The organism is Pseudodesulfovibrio pelocollis (genome assembly GCF_030282845.1).
Lineage (GTDB): Bacteria > Desulfobacterota > Desulfovibrionia > Desulfovibrionales > Desulfovibrionaceae > Pseudodesulfovibrio > Pseudodesulfovibrio pelocollis.
This window is the reverse complement of the sequence record NZ_JASTWE010000036.1, coordinates 18505-37906: the sequence shown is the minus strand read 5'-3', so window position 1 is coordinate 37906 and position 19402 is coordinate 18505. Positions and strand designations below refer to the sequence as shown.

Genomic DNA, 19402 nt, shown 5'->3' with positions numbered 1-19402 from the left:
CGGGAGGGGCTGGCGGAACTTCAGGCGCGCAGCCCGAGCCAGGGCAGGGCATCGCGTCGGACCGGCAGCGGCTGGCGTGGGCAGACCACTGCGGGTCAGCGGTTTTCCAGGCGGCAGGGCTGGCTGTAGTAGGCGCAGCCCTCGCCCATGTCGGTCATGCGCGGCTCGATGATGACGTTGGCGCTGTGCCCGTACTTCATCCACCCGCCCCGGCGCATGATCACGGCGACCGGATGCAGTCCCGGCGCGGTCTCCACATTCACCCGCATGGCTCCGGCCGGGGTGACTAGATAGGCGTCCAAGGCCGGGTTCAGGGCGGCGAAGGCCGGGTTGTCCTTGGCGATCCACACGGTTGGAAAACCGGCCTGATCAGCCTCGGGAATCTGCGAGTGCAGCGACTCGCCGCGCACCAGGGTCAGCAGTTGCAGGGGATGGTCCGGGTCGCGCTCCATCTCGGGCGAAAGGGTTTCGGGGAACCGGTAGAGCCCGTCCGGGTGGGCAAAGGCCATGCCCGCAAAGGCCACGCGCGGGTGATCGACCCGCACGAACCCGTGCTCGCGCAGTTCGTCCAGGGTGATGCCCGACTTTTTCAGCCCTTCGCCCAGGCAGGTGTCGGCGTCCGGGAGGATGATCGGCTCGGCCAGCCGCGCGCCCAGTTCGGTCATGATCTCGAAGTCCGGGCGGCAGAGGCCGCGCGGCGGCACGGCGGCGGCGCAGTGGTTGACGCAGTTGTGGGCAAAGGAGCCCAGCGCGTCCTCGCGCTCGAACATCAAGGCGGGCGGCAGGATGACATCGGCCAGCATGGCCGTGTCGTGCATGAATCCGTCCACCACCATCACGAATGGCCTGCGCAGGGCATCGGCCACGGCCAGACAGTCGGGCACCTGGTTGACCACGTTGTGGCCGTCGATCAGGACAAACTCCACGGCCGGGTCTGCCCGGCGGATTTCCGCGCCCAAGTCGTTGATGAGCAGCTCGCGCCGCGTGGCGCCGGGCTGGCCGCCTTTGACCAGATGCGCCCAGGTGCCGAGGTTGCGGCCAGACGAGATGTTGTAATACGCGCCCCCGCCGCTGATGCCCACGTTGCCGGAGAGCATGGCCACCGCGTTGATGAAGCGGACGTTCTCGCCGCCAAAGTCATAGCGCTGCAATCCCCAGCCGAGCAGGGTGGCCACGTTGCCCGGGTCGGCGTACCAGTCGTAGACCAGTTCGGCGTCGTCGTCGGTCACGTCGCAGGCCCGGCACAGGTCGCGGAAGGTCAGGCCGTCGATGAGCCCCCGCAGGGCGGGCCAGTTGGCCGTGCGGGTCAGCACCCAGGGGTTGAGGTCGCCCGCTTCGAGGAAGAGCTTGAGCACGGCCGCGGCCAGGAACCGGTCCGAGCCGGGCCGCACCCGGATGGTCATGTCCGAGAATTCGGCTGCGCTGTCGCCGCCGGGCGAGATGGTCAGCACCTCGGTGCCCTGCTTGCGCGCCCGGGCCATGAGGGCCTGCTGATGGACCGAGCAGCGGGGCACGTCGCGGCCCCAGTTGACGATGCGGTTGGCGCAGAGGATATCCTCGGGATCGTTGTGGTCCAGGGCTCCGAAATCCATGATGGAGGCGGTGATGCCGGTGTTGTCGCACAGGGTGCCGCGCGTGGTTGACGAGCCAAGGGCCGCGAACAGGATGGAGCTGGCCTTGGCCAGGACACCCCGGTAGCCGTGGCCGTGGATGTGCAGGATGGAGGCCGGATTCTTTCTGGCCGCATCGAGTCGCTCGGCCGCCAGTCCCAGGGCCTCGTCCCAGCTGGCCTCCACGAACTGCCCGTCCCGCTTGATCAGCGGGGTGGTGATGCGCTCCTCGGCGTCGAGCCGGTCGAAGTAGCGGCCCCCCTTCTTGCAGCAGAAGCCCTTGGTAAATGGATGCTTGGGATTGCCCCGGATGGTCCGGGCCTCGGGGTCCACGAGCAGCGAACAGGCGTCGCCGCAGTCCATGGTACAGGCAGTGGTGATGGGCATGGGTTCCTCCGACCCGAAGAGTGGTGGACTTTACCGGCAAGGTCAAATCCAAAATGGCGAAGGGGGCCATTGCCCGATGCGAATCCTACAGGCTGGGGCCAGCCTTCTTTTTGACAATCCGGCCGGGATAGACTAACCAAATTCGGTTCGTGCCACATGAATTTTTCACACCATTGAAGGCGACATGGCGAAGATTCAGAAAATAAAAGGGTTTGCGGACATCTTCCCCGAGGATGCGGCCGTCTTCACCCGCATGGAAACCGTGGCGCGCGACATTTTTTCGCGCTACGCCTTTGGCGAGCTGCGCACCCCGGTGCTTGAGAAGACCGAGCTGTTCCAGAAATCCATCGGCGAGGATACCGATGTGGTGGGCAAGGAGATGTTCACCTTCCCGGACCGCAAGGGCCGCTCCCTGACCATGCGCCCCGAGGCCACGGCGGGCGTGGTCCGCGCCTTCATCGAGTCAGGCACGCACCAGCCGGGCAAGGTGTCAAAGTTCTTCACCTTTGGGCCCATGTTCCGCTACGAGCGGCCCCAGAAAGGCCGCCAGCGCCAGTTCCACCAGATCAACGCGGAGATATTCGGCGCGCCCGAGGCCCAGGCCGACGGTGAGCTGATCCTCATGCTGCGCACCTTTCTCAACACGCTGGGCCTGAACAAACTGACCGTGGAGCTCAACTCCCTTGGCTGCCATGACTGCCGCCCGGCCTACCGCCAGGCGCTCATCGACTACTACACTTCCAAGGACCGCGCCAATTTCTGCGAGGACTGCCGCCGCCGCATGGATACCAACCCCCTGCGCGTCCTCGACTGCAAGGTGCCCGACTGCAAGGCCCTGGTCCAAGACGCCCCGGCCATCACCGACCACCTCTGCGCCGAGTGCGAGACCCACTTCACCGACGTGCGCGCCATCCTCGACGGCGCGGGCGTGACCTACGAACTCAACCCCCGGCTGGTGCGCGGGCTCGACTACTACGTGCGCACCTGCTTCGAGGTGTCGAGCCACGACATCGGCGCCCAGACCGCCGTGGCAGGCGGCGGCCGCTACGACGGGCTGATCAGGAGCCTCGACGGCCCTGACTGCCCGGCCACGGGATTCGCCTGCGGCATGGAGCGGCTCGCCCTGCTCCTGGAGCGCCTCGAAGCCCCGGCTCCGGATTTTTACCTAGCCGTGGTGGACAATGCCGCGGCCATCGCAGCCATGCTCTTTGCCCAGCAGCTGCGCGACGCCGGGCAAAGCGGCGAGGTCGCCTATGGCGGCGGGTCCATGAAGAGCCGCATGCGCGCGGCCAACAAATCCGGCGCCAAGGTCTGCCTGATCATGGGCGGCGATGAACTGGCAGGCAACACCGTGACCGTCAAGCCCATGGTCGGCGACGGCCAGCAGACCACCGTGTCGCGAGCCGAATATCTGGCGCGCATCAAGGCTGAATAACAACACAAAAGCCGTCCGCGGCCCCACGCAATACACCCGGAGAGAGCAGACATGGCTGAACAGCAGGAAGAGAGAGACTACAACGAATTTCGCGTCATCGAGGATCTGGCTGGCTGGCGGCGCACCCACCACAACAACCAACTGACAGCCGCCGACCTGGGCGATCGGGTCTGCCTCATGGGCTGGGTCCAGTTCCGGCGCGACCACGGCGGGCTCATCTTCCTCGACCTGCGCGACCGCGAGGGGCTGACCCAGGTGGTCTTCAACCCCGAAGGCAATGCGGACGTGCACGAGCGCGCCCACGCCATCCGCGCCGAATATGTGGTGGCGGTCAAGGGAGTGGTGCGCATGCGGCCGGACGGCATGGCCAACAAGAACCTGATCACCGGCGCGGTGGAGATCGAGGTGGAGGAATACAAGCTCCTCAACACCTCCGAGACCCCGCCCTTTCCCATCGAGGACCGGGTCGAGGTGGGCGAGAACCTGCGCCTCAAGTACCGCTTTCTCGACCTGCGCCGTCCGAGTCTGGCTCGCAACTTCGTCATCCGCAACAAGGCCGCCCAGGCCGTGCGCCGTTACCTCGACGCGCTGGGCTTCCTCGAAATCGAGACCCCGGTGCTGACCAAGTCCACCCCCGAGGGCGCGCGCGACTTCCTGGTGCCCAGCCGGGTCAACCAGGGCGAGTTCTACGCCCTGCCCCAGTCGCCCCAGCTCTTCAAGCAGATGCTCATGGTCTCGGGCATGGACCGCTATTTCCAGATCGTTAAATGCTTCCGCGACGAGGACCTGCGCGCCGACCGCCAGCCCGAGTTCACCCAGATCGACATCGAGATGAGCTTTGCCGACGAGGCCATGATCCAGGACATGGCCGAAGGACTGGTCAGGAAAATCTTCGCCGAGACCATCGGCGCGGCCCTGCCCGACGAATTCCCTCGCATGACCTACGCCGACGCCATGCGCGACTATGGCGTGGACAAGCCCGACCTGCGCTTCGGCCTCAAGCACATCGACATCACCGACGCCTTCAAAAACTCCGGGTTCAAGGTCTTTGCCTCGTCCGAACTGGTCAAGGTCATGGTCGTGCCCGGCGGCGGTGAACTGTCCCGAAAAGAAATCGACGACTACACCAAGTTCGTCGAGATCTACGGCTCCAAGGGGCTGGCCTGGATCAAGGTCAAGGAAGACGGCGAGTGGCAGTCGCCCATCGTCAAGTTCTTCTCCGAAGACGAGATCGCCACCCTGCGCCAGCGTACCGACTGCAAGCCCGGCGACATCCTCTTCTTCCAGGCCGGGTCCGCCGACATCGCCAACGCCGCCCTGGGCAACCTGCGCTGCGAACTGGGCGAGCGCTTCGGCCTCATCGATCCCAAGGTCTTCAAGCCCGTCTGGATCACAGACTTCCCCCTGCTCGAATACAACCCGGACGAAAAACGCTACGTGGCCCGGCACCACCCCTTCACCTCGGCCAAGCCCGACCAGATGGCCACCCTGGCCACCGACCCGGGCAACGCCCTGGCCCGCGCCTATGACATGGTCATCAACGGCTACGAGGTTGGCGGCGGCTCCATCCGCATCCACACCGCCGAACAGCAGCGCATCATGTTCGCCGCCCTGGGCATCGACGGCGACGAGGCGCGCGAAAAATTCGGCTTCCTCATGGACGCCCTCAAATTCGGGGCACCCCCGCACGGCGGCATCGCCTTCGGGCTCGACCGGCTGATCATGATCATCACCGGCTCCAAATCCATCCGCGATGTCATCGCCTTCCCCAAAACCCAAAAGGCCACCTGCCTCATGACCGAAGCCCCGTCCGAAGTACCGAGCAAGCAACTCCGCGAACTCGGCATCCGCCTGCGGGAGAAGAAGGAAGGGTAGGGGCGCGGGGAGGGGAGGAAGATTCCGGGGGAAAAACTTTTTGGGTCTACGCCGCCTGGAAGGGTAGCCGGGCAAGAAAGGGATGGATGGCGGCGTAGGGGGTCGCGCGGGGGCGAGGGAGCCGGGCTTGCGATGAGAGCTGTCGCAAAAACCGGATGTTTTTTTCTGCCGCTCTCGCCTTTTGCTCTTTCGGGATTATTTCTGTACTGATTCGGACGGCAGCGGCGCGGCCTAGCTTTGCAACGCCCTCTCCGCCGCCGTCTTTTTCATCCGTTTCCGCCTGCCCTTCCGGGCGGCGGAGCGCCAAAAAGTTTTGGAGGGTCCAGGGAGCCTTTTTCAAAAGGTTCCCTGGCCGCCGGAGGCATACCATAATGAAACTCGACATATGCACATGGCCTGACGACATCCTGGCGGGCAAGGCCGAGCCAGTGGCCGAGGTCACGCCGGAGTTGCGGCAACTCATCGAGGACATGATCGAGACCATGTACGAGGGCGATGGCGTGGGTCTGGCCGCGCCCCAGGTGGGGCGGTCCATCCGGCTCATCTGCGTGGACCAGACCGGGCCGAAGCTGCGCGGTGATCTGCGCGTGCTGATCAACCCCGAGATAGTGGAGTGCGAGGGCGAGGTGGAGTCCGAGGAAGGGTGCCTGAGCTGCCCGGAATTCACCGGGACGGTGCTGCGCAAGGAACGGGTCAAGGTCACGGGCATGGGGCCGGACGGCAAGCCGGTCTGCATCGACACCGACGGATTTCTGGCCATCGTGCTCCAGCACGAGATCGACCACCTGGACGGCATCACCATCGCGGACCGGGCCGGTCGGCTGAAGCGGGCCATGTACAGGAAAAAGGCGGTCAAATGGAAAGCGTAGCCAAGCCGACCTTGAGGCCGCTGCGCACGGTCTTCATGGGCACGCCGGATTTCGCGGCCGAGACATTGCGTATCCTGCTGGAGTTTGCGGGGGCAGAGGTGGTGGGCGTGTACACCCAGCCGGACAGGCCGTGCGGGCGCGGCAGGCAGTGCAGGCCCTCGCCAGTCAAGGAGGTGGCCGCGGAGCGCGGGCTGCCCGTGTTCCAGCCGATGAATTTCAAGGATTTTGCGGACATCGAGGTGCTGCGCGCCCTTTCGCCGGACGTGCTGGTGGTGGCGGCCTACGGGCTGATCCTGCCCCAGGCCGTGCTCGACGTGCCCGCGCTGTATCCGCTCAACGTCCATGCCTCGCTTTTGCCCAAGTATCGCGGGGCCGCGCCCATCCAGCGGGCCATCGAGGCGGGCGAGGTGGTCACCGGCATTTCCATCATGAAGATGGAGGCCGGGCTCGACACCGGGCCGATCATGGTCCAGCGGGCGCTGCGCATCGGCCACAACGACCATGCGGGCACCATCCACGACGAGCTGGCCAAGCTCGGCGGCATCTGCATCTGCGAGGCCCTGGCCCGGTTGCAGACCGGTGCCTACACCTTCACGCCCCAGGACGATGCCCTGGCCACCTATGCCAGGAAGCTGGACAAGGGCGAGGGACTCATCGACTGGAACCGGCCCGCCCAGGCCGTCCATAACCAGATTCGGGCCATGTATCCGTGGCCGGGCGCGTATTTCGACTGGACCGGCCCGGACGGCAAGCCCCTGCGCCTGAACGTGACCCCTGGCGAGGTGTCGGAGCAGGCGGCGCAGGCCGCGCCCGGCACGGTGCTGGGCGAGATGGACGGCAGGCTCGGCATCGCCGCTGCGGACAAGGTCTACCTGACGTCCGAGGTCAAGCCCGAGGGGCGCAAGGCCATGAGCGCCACGGCCTTTGCCTGCGGCTACATGAAGAAATGCAGGTAGGGGCGAAGGCGTGACAGGCCACCCGAACAGATTTCTTCTCTTCAACAACGGCATGATCGGCAACACGCTGTTCAACATGCCTGTTGCCTCCTGGCTCAAGGGTGCGTATCCCGGCTGTTTCGTGGGCATGGTGGTGGATCGCGCGGGCCTTGATCTGGTAGGCTCTGATCCCGGTGTGGATTCGTTTCACCTCTTCAACAAGAAGCGCGACTCGCTGACTGATCAGTTCCGGCTGGTGCGCGCCCTGCGCCGCGAGCGATACGACGTGTCCCTGCACCTGCGCCGGGGCGTGCGCAACGAGGTGCTGGCCCGGCTGGCCGGGGTGGGCCTGCGCGCCGGATACACCCTGCGCGGCTCGTGGCAGCATCTGCATGTGCGGGTGGACGAGGACATGACTGTGCCTCGGCTGCACAGCCGGGCGCAGCTTGTGGCGGCCGCGCTGGGCAGGCCCGTGGTCCTGGAGCGCCCCCGGCTCCATCCCGTGCCAGCCGCCGAGGCCGAGGTGCGCGAATTGTTGGCCGGGGCGGGCGCGCAGCCGGGCGGATACCTTGTGGTCCATCCCACTGGCGATTCCCAGGGCGGCATGGGCTGGAGCCTGTCGGTGTGGTCTGGCGCGGTGGCGCACATTTCGCGGCAGATGCAGGTCTTCGTCATCTGCATGCCGGGCGAACGGCCCGACGTGGAGCGGTCCATTCCCCAAGGGGAGTCCGTCCACTACTATACCGGCTCCATGGCGGCCACGGCAGAGTTGATCCGCAGGGCAGGGGCCTTTGCGGGCAACGATTCCGGCCCGGCGCATCTGGCCTGCGCCTGGAACACGCCACGGCTGGTGGTCTATCTGGACAACGAGGCCAATTTCGCCAAGTGGCGACCGGCCAGCGACGAGGGCGGCGCGGTCATGTTCCGCTCCGGGTTCACGGTGGACGCGGTGGCGGACACCGTGTCGAACCTGATGCGCGACCAGGACACCCGGTAGCCCCGCCAGACATCGCGTCATTGTCTCGACTTCGACGGCGTGCTACCCTGACTTTGATGACTCCCCAGCAATCCGACACAGCCATGGCAAACCCGACCCGCAGCATACGCAAAGCCAGGAAGCGGCTCTTCATCGGCCTGATCAGCGGGACCTGCTTCGTGTTCTGTCTCTTTCTGGCCGCCCTGTGGGTGGTGCCCTACCTGGGCCTTGCCAACATCCATCCGGCCGCGTCCTGGGTGCTGGGCGCGCTGGTGGTGGGGCTGATCGGCTTCGTGTCCGTGGCCTACTGGGGGCTGTTCCTGAACATCGTCACCAAGCGGCCGCTGCCCGGAGCCGATCGCTTCCGGGGGTTGACGGTCAAGCTCTTCCTGCCGGTGATGGTCCTGCTCGGGCGGCTGCTGGGCGTGGACAAGCAGTCCATCATGCTCTCCTTCATCAGCGTCAACAATGAATTGGTCCAGGCCGAGGCGGGGCGTTACCGGCCCGAGGAAGTGCTGCTGCTCATGCCGCATTGCCTGCAAAGCTCCCGGTGCGGCCACCGGCTGACCTATGACATCAACAACTGCAAGCGGTGCGGCCTGTGCCCCATCGCCGGGCTGCTCGACCTGCACGACGCTTACGGCGTCAACCTGGCCATCGCCACGGGCGGCACCATTGCCCGGCGCATCGTGGTCCAGATGCGGCCGCGCATGATCATCGCCGTGGCCTGCTACCGCGATCTGGCCAGCGGCATTCAGGACGCCTATCCCCTGCCCGTGTACGGCGTGCTCAACGAGCGGCCCCACGGCCCCTGCCTCGACACCCTGGTGGACCACACCCAGCTGGTGACAGCCCTGGAGCGCTTCCTGCTGCCCGAGTACCTGCTGCCCGCGCACCTGGAGGCCAAGACCCCGGGCGCGGGCCGGACCATCTCCACGGCGGAAGGGACCCACCTGTAGGCGAAGCGTTCCGGCACGGCATTTTTTGCAGAAGCACTTGGGCTATAGTTGTTTTTATATTAGGAATCAAATGAGCGATTTTCTCCACTATCAAAGTCAGCTAAGGGCTTCTGTTCTTGGCGAGCAAGGGGAGGCAGCATGGGTACAGAAATCACATTATCCAAATTTGATGCTGCTCTGGATCAGCTTACAAGTGCGATCGATTTATATTTCGGCAATGGGAAATTAGTCGCCGTGCACACTTTAGCTGCGGCAGCGTACCAGGTTCTTCACGACTTGTCGGAAGACTCTCCACACGAGGGGTTTGACATTCTCAAACGTGTGTGGGCTCCTCTTTCTAAAGAGAAGCAGAGCATCGCATGGAAAGAATTCAGGAAGCCTCAAAACTTTATCAAGCACGCAAAGTTAGATAAAGAAAATACAATTACTCTGCGTGAATGTCATACAGAGTACATTCTGCTATGTGGAGTTTTTCTTGCAGAATCTTTCGGCATAGAGACTTCAAATAAAGTGACAAAAGAGGATCGAAACGCCATAACAGCGTTCAAGTTGTGGGTAGTATTTAAATTTTCAGAAGAAAGCAATGATGCCAACTTCCAGTTTGGAGATGTCATAACAACATTATCAGGAGTATTTCCTTTCATTCCACCACTATCTCCTTCTTGCTCCAGGCAAGAATACTATCAGTGGTCCAAGCGCGTTTGGGGACAATTAGAAGAAATGGTTAATAGATTTGTCACGAAGTCACAAATTGAAAGCCTCCTGACCAACCCCAAATATAAAGACCTTGACCCTCTGTTTGCCACTCTATAGCCCTTCCTCGAAGACAGTCCATAATCATTACTTGTTTGACATTGGACAATTGAAGCATCCCGAGGCACCGCGCCCCCTTCCTTGCGCTCCGGGGAGCGATGACCTAGGGTGACCGCCTATGTCCTCACCCATCGAAATCCTGCGCTCGGTCTTCGGCTTTGACGACTTCATCGGCCTACAGCAACCCATCATCGACAATGTCATGGCCGGGGGCGACTCCCTGGTGCTCATGCCCACCGGCGGCGGCAAGTCGCTGTGCTACCAGATTCCGTCCATGCTCCGGCCCGGGGTGGGGGTGTGTGTCTCCCCGCTCATCGCCCTGATGCAGGATCAGGTGCAGGGGCTGACCCAGATGGGCGTGCGCGCCGCCTGTCTCAATTCGTCCCTGGACCCGCAGGACGCCCGGGATGTGGAGCAGGCCCTGGTCAGCGGCCAGCTCGATCTTGTCTACGTGGCCCCGGAGCGGCTCTGCCGACCCGATTTTCTCGATCTGCTGGCCCGGTGCAATCCCTGCCTCTTCGCCATCGACGAGGCGCACTGCGTGTCCCAGTGGGGGCACGATTTCCGGCCGGAATACATGCAGCTTTCGGTCATCGGCGAGCGGTTCCCGGACGTGCCACGGCTGGCCCTGACAGCCACGGCCGACGAGCCCACCCAGCGCGACATCGTGCGCAATCTCGGCCTTGAGCGGGCCCAGGTCTTTGCCACCGGGTTTGATCGGCCAAACATCCGCTACGCGGTGCAGCCCAAGGCGCACCCCCAGCGCCAGCTGCTGGCCTTCATCCGCGAGCATCACCCCGGCGATTCGGGCATCGTCTACCGCTTAAGCCGCAAGAAGGTGGAGCAGACCGCCGCCTTTCTCGAAAAGAACGGCATCACCGCCCTGCCCTACCACGCCGGGCTCTCCAAGCAGGATCGCCACCGCAACCAGGAGCGGTTCATGCGCGGCGAGGGCATGGTCATGGTGGCCACCGTGGCCTTTGGCATGGGCGTGGACAAGCCCAACGTGCGCTTTGTCTGCCACCTGGAGCCGCCCAAGAGCCTGGAGGCGTATCACCAGGAAACGGGCCGCGCCGGGCGCGACGGGCTGCCCGCCTCGGCCTGGCTCTGCTTCGGGTTGCAAGACATCGCCATCCTGCGCTCCATGATCGAGTCCGGCGAGGCAGACCAGACGCGCAAGCGGGTGGAGCACGCCAAGCTCGGCTCGCTCTTCGCCTTTCTCGAAACCGCCGGGTGCCGCCGCCAGGCCCTGCTCGGCTATTTTGGCGAGCACACCGCGCCGTGCGGCAATTGCGACACCTGCTTAAGCCCCGTGGAGACCTGGGACGGCACCGTGGCCGCGCAAAAGGCGCTCTCCAACATCTATCGCACGGGCCAGCGGTTCGGGGCCGCGTATCTGGCCGAGGTGCTGGTGGGCAAGGAGAGCGAGCGCGCCCGCCGCTTCCGCCACACCGGGCTGTCCACCTGGGGGATCGGCACCGAGCTGACCCTGGAGCAATGGAAATCGGTCTACCGCCAGCTGGCCGCGTCCGGCCTGCTGACCGTGGACATGGAGCAACACAGCGCCCTGACCCTCAATGAGCGCTCCTGGCCCGTGCTGCGCGGCGAGGCCGGGGTGCGGCTGCGCACCGATCCGGTGGTGACGGCCCGGGCCGCCAAGACGCGCAGGCCGGTGGCGGCAGATGACGTGCTCACCGACCAGGAGGCCCAGGCCCTGTTCGACTCCCTGCGCGAGCTGCGCCTTGGCGTGGCCGGGGAGCAGGGCGTGCCGCCCTATGCCATCTTCCCGGACAGGACCCTGCTCGACATGGTCCGCTACCGGCCCGAAGACCTCGACGCCATGGCCTGCATGACCGGCGTGGGCGAGGTCAAGCTGGCCCGCTTCGGCCAGACCTTTCTCGACTGCCTGCGCGACCACGCCGACAAGTACGGCCGCCCGCCCACCACCCCGGAGATTCCGCCGGAACTGGTGGCCAAGCGGCAGCAGCGGCTGGAGCGGCCCGCCAGCACCGAGCTGACGGCCACGGCCGAGGAATCCCTGGCCCTCTTCGAGGCGTTGGGGGATGCAGAGGCTGTGGCGGCGCGGCGCGGCCTCAAGCCCGGCTCGGTCTGGAACCACCTGTCGCAGGCCGTGGCCCTTGGCCGCCTCGACTACCGCCGGGCAGTGGCCCTGCCCGACGACGAGATCAGCCGCATCCTCGACACCTTCGCCGCCTTCCGCGACAAGGGCGTGAACGCCCTGACCCCGGTCCACGACGCCCTTGAGGGCCGCCACTCATATGACGTGCTGCGCATGATCCGCATGGGTGCCGCGCGGGAGTGATTGGCCTGACGGGGAGTCGCAGGCGCAAGGAGGGCGATGAGCGGGCGGCATGGCCGCCCTTTTTCAGTGCTGCCGATAATCCTCTGGCAGGTCGATGACGCCGCCGGTGCGCTCGTACCAGCGCAGGAAGGCGTCCACGCAGGTGGGGCAGAGCTGCTTGCCGCGCTCGTCGCGGATGATGTCCACGGCCACGGCCCGGGGCATGGAATCGCGGTAGGGGCGCTCCGAGGTGACGGCCTCGTATACGTCGGCCACGGAGATGATGCGCGCCTTGAGCGGGATGTCCTCTCCGGCCAGGCCGTCGGGGTAGCCCTTGCCGTCCCAGCGCTCGTGGTGGGAGGTGGTCACCTCCAGGATGTCGTGCAGGCTCTGGATGGGCCGCAGGATGTCGGCCACCACGTTGGAGTGGGCCTTGACGTGCTCGTATTCCGTGTTGGTCAGGGAGTCCTTCTTGAGCAGCACGTCGTCGCGCACGCCGATCTTGCCCAGGTCGTGGAGCCTGCCGATGAGCAGCAGCCGCTCAAGCTCGGGCGGGCTGAAGCCCATTTCCTCGCCGATGCCCACCGCCACCAGGGCGACCCGCTCGGAGTGGCCGCGCGTCAGGCTGTCGCGCGCCTCCAGCGCCTGCACCAGGCTGGCGATGGCGGCCAGGGTCAGCCGGTGTTCGGTCTGCAACCGCTCCTTTTCCTCGAGCAGGAGCCGGAAATTGGACGAGAAAATCTCCTCGATGACCACCGAGAGCTGGGCCACGGAAAAGGGCTTGATCAGGAACGAGGCCGCGCCCTCGCGCATCAGGCGGCGCATGATGCCCTTGTCGCCCATGGTGGACATGACGATGACCGGCACAGCGGCGAATTCCGACTGCTTCAGCGCCCGGCACAGCTCGAAGCCGTCCATCTCGGGCATCATCAGGTCGGTGATGATCAGGTCGGGCCGGAACCCGGGCAGCATGTCCAGGGCCTCGCGGCCGTTGACCGCGGTCCTGACCGTGAAGCCGTTCTCGGTCAGGCCCACGCGCAGGAAAAGACGGATGCTTGAGGAGTCGTCCACCACCAGCACCTTGCTGCCGGTCAGGAAGTTGCGCGCCCGGACGATGTCCTTGATGCGCTCGATGCTCTCGCGGATGTCGTCGCCCTTGGCCAGATAGGCGTCCGCGCCCACGCGGAATCCCTGCTCCACGCGCTCGTCCGAATCGCGGGTGGAGAGGATGATGATGGGGATTGAGGAGGTCTTGAACTCCTCCTTGAGGCGGCGGCACAGCTCGAATCCGTCCATCCTGGGCATGTCCACGTCGGTGATGATCAGATCGAACTCGCCTTCCACGGCCTTGCCCAGGGCTTCCTCGCCATCTTCGGCCAGGGCCACCTCGAATCCGGCCTCGGACAGGTGCTTCTCCAGGGCGAAGCGGACCGAGACCGAATCGTCCACCACCAGAATGCGCTGGCGGGCCCCGTTGTCGTTCTTGTCGGCAATGGTCCTGTTCATGCTCTCGCGATCCTCCAGAGGGCAGTGTGTGTCCTGGCCCGCCCCGTGACAATTATATTGCCTCACTTCCTTCCCCATACTACCCTTCGGCCCTGTGGACAACCCGATTGCGCACTACGTGGCCGCGCTGCTCGACTCCGAGCGCATGGCCGTCCAGGTGGCCCACCACCGCGTGGTGGAGGGCGCTGCGGCGCGTCATGCAAACCCGCGCCGTCCCTGGTCCCCGGCCATGGGCGCGGCCCTGGCCCTGGCGGGCATCGACACCCTGTACGCGCACCAGGCCGAGGCCGTGGACCTCGCCCGGGCCGGGCGTCATGTGGTGGTGGCCACGCCCACGGCCAGCGGCAAGTCCCTGTGCTACAATCTGCCGGTCATGGATCACTGCCTGGCCGATCCCGAGGCCAGGGCGCTCTATCTCTTTCCCCTCAAGGCCCTGGCCCAGGACCAGCTTAAAGCGTTCAACGAGCTGGCCGGGCTGCTTCCGGTGGGTCCGGGCGGGCACAGGCCCACGGCCGCCATCTACGACGGTGACACCTCGCCCCATTTTCGCAAGAAGATCCGCGACACGCCGCCAAACGTGGTCATGAGCAACCCGGAGATGGTCCACCTCTCCATGCTCCCCCACCATGGTGCCTGGGCCGGATTCCTGGCGGGGTTGAGCTATGTGATCGTGGACGAGGTCCACACCTATCGCGGGGTCATGGGCTCGCACATGGCCATGGTTTTCCGCCGCCTGCTGCGGCTGTGCGAGTATTACGGGGCGCGGCCCACCTTCATCTTCTCCTCGGCCACCATCGGCAACCCGGTGGAGCTGTGCCGGATGCTCACCGGCCTTGACGCGCACCCCGTGCTCGAATCGGGCGCGGCCAGGGGCCTGAGGCACATGCTCTTCATCAACCCCGAGGGCTCGCCCGCCCAGGCGGCCATTGAGCTTTTGCGCTCGGCCCTGGCCCGGGAGATGCGCACCATCGTCTACTGCCAGTCGCGCAAGCTGACCGAGCTCATCGCCCTGTGGGCCAGCGAGCGCGGCGGTGAGTATCGCGAGCGCATCTCGGCCTATCGCGCCGGGTTCCTGCCCGAGGAGCGGCGCGAGATCGAGGCGCGCATGGCCTCGGGCGAGCTTTTGGCCGTCATCTCCACCTCGGCCCTGGAACTGGGCATTGACATCGGCGGGCTGGACCTATGCGTCATGGTCGGCTACCCCGGCTCCATCATGGCCACCCAGCAGCGCGGCGGCAGGGTGGGCCGCACCACGCGCGACAGCGTGGTCGCCCTGGTGGCCCAGGAGGACGCCCTGGACCAGTACTTCATGCGCCACCCCGAGGACTTCTTTGCCCGGCCGCCCGAATCGGCCGTGCTCAATCCCCACAACCCGGTGATCATGGACCGCCACCTGATCTGCGCCGCGGCCGAACTGACCCTGCGCCGGGGCGAGACCTTTCTGCGCGAGGAGGCCGTGGGCCGCAGGGTGGAGGAGCTGATCGCGGCGGGCCATCTCTGCGAGGTGGCCGACACCCCGTCAGGGCACCCCGGCGAGATCGTCACCCTTCGCAAGCGGCCCCATCGCGATGTGGACCTGCGCGGCGCGGGCCGGTCCATGCACATCGAGGACATCACGGGCGAGGACCCAGAGTCGGGCGAGGGCAGGCGACCGGTCATCGGCACCCTGGACGCCCACCGCGCCTTTCGCGAGGCGCATCCGGGCGCGGTCTATCTGCACCGGGGCAAGACCTACGTCATCGAGGACATGGACATGGGCGCCCTGGCCGTGCGCGCCCGCCGCGCCCGGGTGGGCTACTACACCCGCCCGCGCGGCAGCAAGGACACGGAGATTCTCGAGGTGCTCGGCACCCGGGCCTGCCTTGGCACCCGAGTCCATTTCGGCCGCCTCAAGGTCACGGAGCAGATCACGGGGTACGAGAAACGGGCCGTGCGCGGCGGCAAGCTGCTGGGCATCACCCCGCTCGACCTGCCGCCCCTGCGCTTCGAGACCGAGGGCATGTGGTTCGAGATTCCCCACACCGTGCGCATCGGGTGCGAGACAGAATACCTGCACTTCATGGGCGGCATCCACGCCTTCGAGCATGCGGCCATCGGCATGCTGCCGCTCCTGGTCATGACAGATCGCAACGACCTTGGTGGCATTTCCACCCCCATGCACCCCCAGGTGAACGGCCCGGCCGTGTTCATCTACGACGGCATGCCCGGCGGCGCGGGCCTGACCCGTCAGGCCTTCGAGCAGGCCGAAGAACTGCTCCTGACCACCCTGCGCACCATCGACGAGTGCCCCTGCGAGACCGGCTGCCCCTCCTGCGTCCACTCGCCCAAATGCGGCTCGGGCAACCGGCCCATCGACAAGCGCGCCGCCCGTTATGTGCTCGAATCCATCCGCACGGGCGCATCGCCCGCCACCGAAGCCAAGGAGGTGACCATGACCCTGTCCGCCCCGTTTTCGCCAAGTACGCCGCGCCGTCCCGCGCCCGAGCGCTTCGGAGTGATCGACATCGAGACCCGCTTCTCGGCCGACGAGGTGGGCGGCTGGCACCGGGCCGACCGCATGGGCGTGTCCGTGGCCTGCGTCTGGGATTCGGGCGAGGAGGCCATGTTCGACTACGGCCAGGACGACCTGGACGGGCTGGTGGCCCGGCTGCGGACCTTTGACCTGATCATCGGCTTCAATCATGTGAAGTTCGACTACGCGGTGCTGGGCGGCCTGCATCCCTTTGCCTTCCGCAGCCTGCCAAGCCTCGACCTGCTGGTGGAGATCAACAACCGCCTCGGCTACCGCCTCAAGCTCGACAACGTGGCCCGGGCCACCCTGGGCGGGGGCAAGACGGCCGACGGCCTGATGGCCCTCAAATGGTGGAAGGAGGGCCGCCTCGACCTGATCACCGAGTACTGCCGCGACGACGTGGCCGCCACCCGCGACCTCTACCTGCACGGCCGCGAGCACGGCCACATCTACTTCACCAACAAGGCGTGCCAGAAGGTCCGGCTGCCGGTGGACTGGTAGCGCTGGCGGTCCGTTCCTGCCAAACAGACGTGACAAGGCTCCGCCCGGTTTTCGCCGGGCGGGGCCTTGTGGGCGGAAAGGGAGCAAGCCAAGGGTCTCGTTGTTGAATAAGTCAGAACATGCAGGCTGCTCAAAAATGGTGAGATGCTAGGCGCGAAAAAAGTTCAAGGCCGAAGCGTACTTCCTGTACGCGAGGGTTTGAACTTTTTGACGCAACGACGCAGATCGCCGTTTTAGAGCAGCCTGCGGGCGATCTCTTGGGCGGCGCGGCGGCCTGCGCCCATGGCCGAGATGACCGTGGCCGAGCCGGTGACGATGTCGCCCCCGGCAAAGACGTTGGGGATGGAGGTCTCGCCCGTGTCCGGGTCGGTCTGCACATAGCCCCATTTGTTCAGCCCCAGGTCGGGCGTGGCCTCGATGAGGATGGGATTGGGCCGGGTGCCCACGGCGATGACGGCCATGTCGCAGGGGATCTGCTCGGTCTGGCCGTCGAGGCAGACCGGGCTGCACCGGCCCGAGGCATCGGGCTCGCCAAGGGCCATCTTCTGGACGGTCAGCCCCTTGAGGCACCCCTGGTTGTCGCCGTGAAAGGAGAGCGGGCCGCACAGGCAGCGCAGCCGCACCCCTTCCTCCACCGCGTGTTCGATCTCCTCGCGCCGGGCGGGCATCTCGGCCTCGCTGCGCCGGTAGACCACCGAGACCTCGCTTGAGCCCATGCGCAGGGCGGTGCGGGCCGCGTCCATGGCCACGTTGCCCGCGCCGATGACCACGGTGCGCCGGGCGTGATAGGCCGGGGTGTCGTGGTTGAGGTGGTCGTAGGCGCGGCCCAGGTTGATCCGGGTCAGGTATTCGTTGGCCGAGAACACGCCCACCAGGTTTTCGCCGGCAATGCCGAGGAAGCGGGGCAGCCCGGCCCCCACCCCCACGAAGACCGCGCCGTAGCCTTGGTCGAAGAGGTCGTCGATGGTGATGGTCTTGCCGCCCACCCAGTTGCAGCGGAAGGTCACGCCCAGGGCCTTGAGCCCGTCCACCTCGTGCGCCACCACCGCCTTGGGCAGCCGGAATTCCGGGATGCCGTAGACCAGCACCCCGCCCGGCTCGTGCAGGGCCTCGTACACGTCCACGCTGATGCCGCGACCGGCCAGGTACCCGGCCACGGTCAGGGAGGCCGGGCCGGAGCCGATGCAGGCCACGCGGCGCTCGGGACGGGACGGTATGCAGGCGTCGAGGTCCGTGGCGGCCCGGCAGGCGTCGGGGGTATCCCCGGTCTGGCGCATGAAGGCGTCGGCCACATAGCGCTCCAGGCGGCCGATGGCCACGGGCTCGTGCTTGCGGCCCAGGACGCAGGCGCCCTCGCACTGGTGCTCCTGGGGGCAGACCCGGCCGCAGACAGCGGGCAGGGAGTTGGTCTGCCGGAGGATGTCGTAGGCCTTGGCCAGATCATCGTCGCACAGGGCGGTGATGAAGCCCTTGATATCTATCTCCACCGGACAGCCCGCCTGACAGGTCGGGGTCTTGCACTGGAGGCAGCGCTCGGCCTCCACCAGGGCCTGCTCGCGCGAGTAGCCCAGAGCCACTTCGTTGAAATTCCCGGCGCGGGCCAGGGCGTCCTGGGCGGGCATGGCCACCCGGGGCCTGATCTTCCGTTTGGTCTTCATCTCAGCCATCGCACCGACACTCCTTGCTGAATCGTTCCATGGCCCCCTGCTCCTGCTCCCTGAACTGCCACAGCCTGGCCTTGAGCTCGGCATAGTCCACGGCGTGGCCGTCGAACTCGGGGCCGTCCACGCAGGCGAACAGCGTCTTGCCGTCCACGGTGCAGCGGCACGCGCCGCACATGCCCACACCGTCCACCATGATGGAATTGAGGGAGACCGTGGTCTTCACGCCATAGGGCAGGGTCACGCGGCTGACCGCCTCCATCATGGGCACCGGCCCGATGGCCACCACCTCGGCGATGGTCTCGCCCGAGTCGAGGATGTCCTTGAGCACCTCGGTGACAAATCCCTTGTGCCCGGCCGAGCCGTCGTCCGTGGCCACGCGCAGCTCCGGGCAGAAGGCGGAAAGCTCGGTGCAGAAAAGGAGCAGGTTCCTGCTGCGCGCGCCCACCACGGCGATGACCCGGTTGCCCGCCTCGGCGTGGCCCTTGGCGATGTGGTGCATGGCCGCGATGCCCGTGCCGCCGCCGACGCAGACCACTGTGCCCGAGTTCTCGATATGCGTGGGCCGCCCTAGCGGGCCGCAGACATCGAGGATTTCGCCGCCCTGATTCAGGGCGGCCAGTTCCGCCGTGGTCTTGCCCACCACGAGGAAGACGATGGTGATGGTGCCGCGCGCGCTGTCGCGGTCGGCGATGGTCAGGGGGATGCGCTCGCCGCGTTCGGACGCCCTGAGCATGACAAAGTTGCCCGGCCGGGCCTTGGCAGCGATCTGCGGGGCGTCGATGACCATCATGGTGGTCTGGCCCGGGATCAGCTCCTGCTTTTCGAGGATGGTGTAGCCCATGGAAACCCTTTGGCTGCGGTTGATGACGATTCCCCGTGGGGCACGGCGTTGCGGCCGTGTGGCAAAGCCACAGGTAGTAGCCTTCGCGGGCGGGCTTGTCAAAACCGATCGGACCGGGTATCCTGATCATCAAAGACCATTATCATCACGTGCCAATTCCCATGGACGGGAAGCGGAAAACCACGGGTCCCTCTGGAGAGAGCGCGGTGGGAGCGGG

13 protein-coding genes are annotated in these 19402 nt (G+C 65.9%); 9 read left to right on the top strand and 4 right to left on the bottom strand.

The window, feature by feature from the left end; genetic code table 11:
- Window positions 1–95: 95 nt before the first annotated feature.
- Window positions 96–1997 carry a molybdopterin-dependent oxidoreductase gene (locus QQS14_RS12475; RefSeq protein WP_285907334.1) on the bottom strand — a complete coding sequence of 634 codons (1902 nt, stop codon included), beginning with the start codon at window positions 1995–1997 and terminating at the stop codon, window positions 96–98.
- A gap of 184 nt (window positions 1998–2181) precedes the next feature.
- Here QQS14_RS12475 and hisS point away from each other — a divergent pair, with 184 nt between their 5' ends.
- From hisS to recQ, 8 genes are all read left to right on the top strand, one after another.
- Window positions 2182–3432 carry a histidine--tRNA ligase gene (gene hisS, locus QQS14_RS12470; protein ID WP_285907333.1) on the top strand — a complete coding sequence of 417 codons (1251 nt, stop codon included), beginning with the start codon at window positions 2182–2184 and terminating at the stop codon, window positions 3430–3432.
- A gap of 51 nt (window positions 3433–3483) precedes the next feature.
- Window positions 3484–5307, top strand: coding sequence for an aspartate--tRNA ligase (gene aspS / locus QQS14_RS12465; protein ID WP_285907332.1), 1824 nt, complete (start codon window positions 3484–3486; stop codon window positions 5305–5307).
- 371 nt (window positions 5308–5678) lie between these two features.
- Window positions 5679–6176: a peptide deformylase gene (def, locus tag QQS14_RS12460; RefSeq protein ID WP_285907331.1), complete on the top strand. Its 498-nt coding sequence runs from the start codon at window positions 5679–5681 to the stop codon at window positions 6174–6176.
- Window positions 6164–7132: a methionyl-tRNA formyltransferase gene (gene fmt, locus QQS14_RS12455; RefSeq protein WP_285907330.1), complete on the top strand. Its 969-nt coding sequence runs from the start codon at window positions 6164–6166 to the stop codon at window positions 7130–7132. Before def ends, fmt begins: the two co-directional genes overlap by 13 nt.
- Window positions 7133–7142: 10 nt before the next feature.
- On the top strand, window positions 7143–8108 hold the full coding sequence (locus QQS14_RS12450; protein WP_285907329.1) for a glycosyltransferase family 9 protein: 966 nt from the start codon (window positions 7143–7145) through the stop codon (window positions 8106–8108).
- Window positions 8109–8191: 83 nt separating this feature from the next.
- Window positions 8192–9046 (top strand): DUF116 domain-containing protein, encoded by an 855-nt coding sequence (locus QQS14_RS12445; RefSeq protein WP_285907328.1) that lies wholly within the window; start codon window positions 8192–8194, stop codon window positions 9044–9046.
- A 138-nt stretch (window positions 9047–9184) separates the two neighbouring features.
- Window positions 9185–9859 carry a hypothetical protein gene (locus QQS14_RS12440; protein ID WP_285907327.1) on the top strand — a complete coding sequence of 225 codons (675 nt, stop codon included), beginning with the start codon at window positions 9185–9187 and terminating at the stop codon, window positions 9857–9859.
- Between the two features lie 118 nt (window positions 9860–9977).
- Window positions 9978–12182 (top strand): DNA helicase RecQ, encoded by a 2205-nt coding sequence (gene recQ, locus QQS14_RS12435; protein WP_285907326.1) that lies wholly within the window; start codon window positions 9978–9980, stop codon window positions 12180–12182.
- 63 nt (window positions 12183–12245) lie between these two features.
- Here recQ and QQS14_RS12430 read toward each other — a convergent pair whose 3' ends face one another.
- Window positions 12246–13667 carry a response regulator gene (locus tag QQS14_RS12430; protein ID WP_285907325.1) on the bottom strand — a complete coding sequence of 474 codons (1422 nt, stop codon included), beginning with the start codon at window positions 13665–13667 and terminating at the stop codon, window positions 12246–12248.
- A gap of 94 nt (window positions 13668–13761) precedes the next feature.
- Here QQS14_RS12430 and QQS14_RS12425 point away from each other — a divergent pair, with 94 nt between their 5' ends.
- Window positions 13762–16680, top strand: coding sequence for a DEAD/DEAH box helicase (locus tag QQS14_RS12425; RefSeq protein WP_285907324.1), 2919 nt, complete (start codon window positions 13762–13764; stop codon window positions 16678–16680).
- 233 nt (window positions 16681–16913) lie between these two features.
- Here the strand turns inward: QQS14_RS12425 and gltA are convergent, their stop codons facing one another.
- Both gltA and QQS14_RS12415 read right to left on the bottom strand, forming a co-directional pair.
- The gene (gene gltA / locus QQS14_RS12420; protein ID WP_285907323.1) at window positions 16914–18347 is read right to left on the bottom strand and encodes an NADPH-dependent glutamate synthase; all 1434 of its coding nucleotides are present in this window, start codon (window positions 18345–18347) and stop codon (window positions 16914–16916) included.
- The gene (locus QQS14_RS12415; RefSeq protein ID WP_285907322.1) at window positions 18340–19185 is read right to left on the bottom strand and encodes a sulfide/dihydroorotate dehydrogenase-like FAD/NAD-binding protein; all 846 of its coding nucleotides are present in this window, start codon (window positions 19183–19185) and stop codon (window positions 18340–18342) included. Before QQS14_RS12415 ends, gltA begins: the two co-directional genes overlap by 8 nt.
- Window positions 19186–19402: the final 217 nt, after the last annotated feature.

Coding starts and splice junctions, on each gene's coding strand:
- QQS14_RS12475 (WP_285907334.1), bottom strand. CDS start 1,997: ATGCCCATCACCACTGCCTGTACCATGGACTGCGGCGACGCCTGTTCG.
- hisS (WP_285907333.1), top strand. CDS start 2,182: ATGGCGAAGATTCAGAAAATAAAAGGGTTTGCGGACATCTTCCCCGAG.
- aspS (WP_285907332.1), top strand. CDS start 3,484: ATGGCTGAACAGCAGGAAGAGAGAGACTACAACGAATTTCGCGTCATC.
- def (WP_285907331.1), top strand. CDS start 5,679: ATGAAACTCGACATATGCACATGGCCTGACGACATCCTGGCGGGCAAG.
- fmt (WP_285907330.1), top strand. CDS start 6,164: ATGGAAAGCGTAGCCAAGCCGACCTTGAGGCCGCTGCGCACGGTCTTC.
- QQS14_RS12445 (WP_285907328.1), top strand. CDS start 8,192: ATGGCAAACCCGACCCGCAGCATACGCAAAGCCAGGAAGCGGCTCTTC.
- QQS14_RS12440 (WP_285907327.1), top strand. CDS start 9,185: ATGGGTACAGAAATCACATTATCCAAATTTGATGCTGCTCTGGATCAG.
- recQ (WP_285907326.1), top strand. CDS start 9,978: ATGTCCTCACCCATCGAAATCCTGCGCTCGGTCTTCGGCTTTGACGAC.
- QQS14_RS12430 (WP_285907325.1), bottom strand. CDS start 13,667: ATGAACAGGACCATTGCCGACAAGAACGACAACGGGGCCCGCCAGCGC.
- gltA (WP_285907323.1), bottom strand. CDS start 18,347: ATGGCTGAGATGAAGACCAAACGGAAGATCAGGCCCCGGGTGGCCATG.
- QQS14_RS12415 (WP_285907322.1), bottom strand. CDS start 19,185: ATGGGCTACACCATCCTCGAAAAGCAGGAGCTGATCCCGGGCCAGACC.